Origin of the sequence: Gordonia sp. AC31 (assembly GCF_031844505.1) — a bacterium.
Classification (GTDB): Bacteria; Actinomycetota; Actinomycetes; order Mycobacteriales; family Mycobacteriaceae; genus Gordonia; species Gordonia hongkongensis.
Window position 1 is genome coordinate 1 of sequence record NZ_JAUZVK010000062.1, and the last position, 3,035, is coordinate 3,035.

A 3,035-nucleotide genomic window follows, 5' to 3' on the forward strand; every position below is an offset into this window, starting at 1 on the left:
ACGAAAGTCCTGGTGGTAAGGCCACCACACTGGACTTCCCGAAGCCCTGCGATCCGTCACTAGGTTTGATACGCACGTCGTCGAGCGGCGTTATGCGACTGGACACCCTCGTTCGACGTTCACGGCTACAGCTCGGGCCCGTAGTCGCGGGAGCGTTCCACCCTCGGTGCCGACGTCCCACTGGATGTCTCGGGTGCGGGTGTGCTCGGCGCCGAGCGTGGGGCGCGAGTGTCGCCGAGCAGTTCTCCGATCGAGCGCGTTCTCTGCGAGGTCCACGCACCGTCGTCGGGGTTCCACTGACCGTTCCCAGTCGCGTCCGTCAGGATCGGTTCGATGAGGCTGTTGGCGGCCGCGAGCGCGGCGTCGGCCTGGTGCAGGTGCGCCGGCAAACCGCTGTGGACGGCGTGCTGGGGGTAGTCACGTTCCCAGGTCGGGTTGGGCAGGACCAACGGCACCGGGATCGTCAGACCGCGGCGGTGTTCTTGGTGGCGGATCGCGGTGTGGAGCTGCTCGGCGTCGAATGACTGGGTGCGGGCGAGGATGACGAGGTCGACCAGATCGTGGGCGCGCGTGGAGGGGGTGTCGCCGTGGGGGCCGTGCAGCTCGTAGAGGGCGGCGACCTTGTCGGCGACCGCTTCGGCGGCGGCTTGCATCCGGATCACGGGCATGGGGTCGAGTTCGTCGAGCGCGAGCACGGGGTGAGGGCTCAACATCTCGGGCGGTAGCAGCATCTCCCGGTGGGTGGCGATGTCGAGTTTGGCGTTGGAGAACCGTTGCCCGGCAATGTTGTAGTGGATACGTCCGGCGAACAAGCCTGGGCTACGGGTCGCGGTGATCCTGACGTCGAACTCGCCGAAATCGCCGGGGCCGGGTTGGGCGGCCTGGCGCAGCGATCGCTGCATGTGTTCGGCGTCGAGGCGGGTGGCCAGGTCGGCGTCGGCGGTCGGGCGGGCTTGGGTCGGTGCCCGGAAGTGCAGGGCGGTGCCGCCGGTGAGAATCCACTGGTCGGCGTCGGGGGAGCGGAACAGCCGGGCAAGGAACAACTGGAGGGTGACGGTTTGGGCGAGCTCGTCGCGGCTGAACCTGTTCGTGCGAGCCTCAGCGGACAGGCGGGCTCTCAGTCCGGCGCGGAAGGCCTCTTCGGACGCATACGGCATCAGCCGACCAGCACCGGTTCGGCCGGCATCTGGGCCTGATCGAGCAGCGAGGCGAACAGCTCGGCGCCCGAGGCGTAGTTCCAGCGCGGCGCGGCCCGGTCACACACTGCGATCAGTTCGTCGGCGTCGACCAGCGACTCGCTCAGGCAGGTGTGCAGCGCGGTCCCGATGTGCCCGCCGTCGCCGTGGGTGACCAGCAGGTCGGCCACGGTACGGGCGGGTGTGGTCACCGGCAGTCCGTCGACGAGGTCCCAGTCGCGGCCGCGGGTACCGATCGGCCGGCGCCAGGTGCGCACCGAGGGATCGCGAACGTTGATCCGGTGCGGGCTGCTCAGCTCGAGCCCGGATGCGGTGACCGTGCCCAGCCGAAGCACTTGGGCGGCAGCGGCATGGCTCACCACGCTGTCGGGGTGGGCGCGGCGGTCCTCGACGTCGGCGGCGGGGTGCAGCGCCAGCCACTGTGCCGCCCAGTCGCCGACCGTGGTCCAGGCCGAGGATTCGGGGAGTTCGTAGACGCCGTGATGCACCCGGACGATTTCCTCGCGCTCGGCGAGCCGGGCGAGTACGTAGGGGGCGACGCCGAGGTGGCGGGCTTGGGCGGTGGTGAACAGGCCGAACTGGCGATCCGCCAGGTCGCGGATCGCGCCCCACCGGCCAGCGTCGATCATGCAGCAATAATAGCAATCGGTGTGGTGGGTGACCGGCACGAGAACCGCTCCTCTTCTGCTGGGGTGTGGGTCTGTCCGGCCCGGCGTGGCTGGTGTCGCCGGGGCCGGTGATGGTTACGCGCCTCGGGGGTGCAGGACCTCGCGGAGTCGGGTGCCGATCCACAGGGGGACTGGTGGGGTGACGGCGTTGCCGTAGCCGTCGATCTGGTCACGGCCTTTTCCCCAGACGGTGAAGGTGCCTTTGTGGTCGCCGAAGTCGGGGTCGAATCCGCATCCGCGGCCGACCTCGTGGGGGGTCATCATGCGGAAGAAGCACTCTTCGAGGGAGATCTCGGCGAGGGCGTCGCGCCAGTGGGCGGCGAGTAGGGCGGTGGTGTCGCGGCTGGTCATGGTGCCCAGGGGATCGGTGAGCGGGTGCGGGGCGGTCTCGGTTCCGGTGCTGCCGTTCTGTTTGAACCAGCCTGCGAGTAGGGCGCGGTCACCGGCGGCGGTGAGCAGGCCGGGGGTCTGCTCGGCGGTGACGGTCGGCATGGCCTGGGCGTGGCTGGCCGGGGTGGTGTGTTTGCGGAAGGGCACCACACCTGAGGACAGGATGCTCAGGGTTTCCGATCCGCCCTGGGTGGGCAGGGCCTCGTTGATGCCGCGCGGTGCGCCTTGGAAGTTGTTGATGGCCATCGCGATCGGGGGAGTGATCAGGCCGGTGGTGTTGGTGGCGGGCTGGGTCCACAGCGGCTGACCGAGGGTCCTGGCCCGGCACGAGGACCCGGGACGCTCGAAGGTGTTTCCGGCGGCGACCATGATCGCGCCGGTACTGAGCAGCGCGGTCTCTTGTTGCGAGGTTTGCGTCGACATCGGTTGCAGCGGGTGGCGTTCCACTCCGCGTTGGGCCTTGGCCGGCATCAGCACGGCGGGGAACTCGGCGAACTTCTGGCGGCAGCGTTCGGCGCGGGCCATGGTCGCCGGGGCCAGCGGTTTGGCCCGATCGCCGATACGAGTTCCCAGGTGGGTCAGGTCCAGGGCGGTCAGCGATGGCGTGGTGGTGGGGGAGACCTCGCCGAAGCAGCGCGGGCACCGGTAGTTGTACTGCTTGCCGTAGCGCACCGATCCGCTGGCGGGCACGCCGGTCTTCCACGCCCACATCGCCTCGACGGCCTCATCGCAGGGGCCGCACCACGCCTGCGGGCGGTGGTCGAGGTCGGGGGCGGGCAGT

2 protein-coding genes and 1 pseudogene are annotated in these 3,035 nt (G+C 69.6%); all 3 read right to left on the reverse strand.

Annotated elements, in window-relative coordinates; genetic code table 11:
* Positions 1-125 precede the first annotated feature (125 nt).
* Complete coding sequence (locus Q9R39_RS24480; protein WP_311278435.1) at positions 126-1,157, reverse strand: nucleotidyl transferase AbiEii/AbiGii toxin family protein; 1,032 nt, start codon at positions 1,155-1,157, stop codon at positions 126-128.
* The gene (locus tag Q9R39_RS24485) at positions 1,157-1,825 is read right to left on the reverse strand and encodes a type IV toxin-antitoxin system AbiEi family antitoxin domain-containing protein (protein WP_311278436.1); all 669 of its coding nucleotides are present in this window, start codon (positions 1,823-1,825) and stop codon (positions 1,157-1,159) included. The genes Q9R39_RS24480 and Q9R39_RS24485 overlap by 1 nt, the downstream gene beginning before the upstream one ends.
* 114 nt (positions 1,826-1,939) lie before the next feature.
* A pseudogene (locus tag Q9R39_RS24490) lies at positions 1,940-3,035 on the reverse strand (DNA cytosine methyltransferase); the annotation flags it as partial.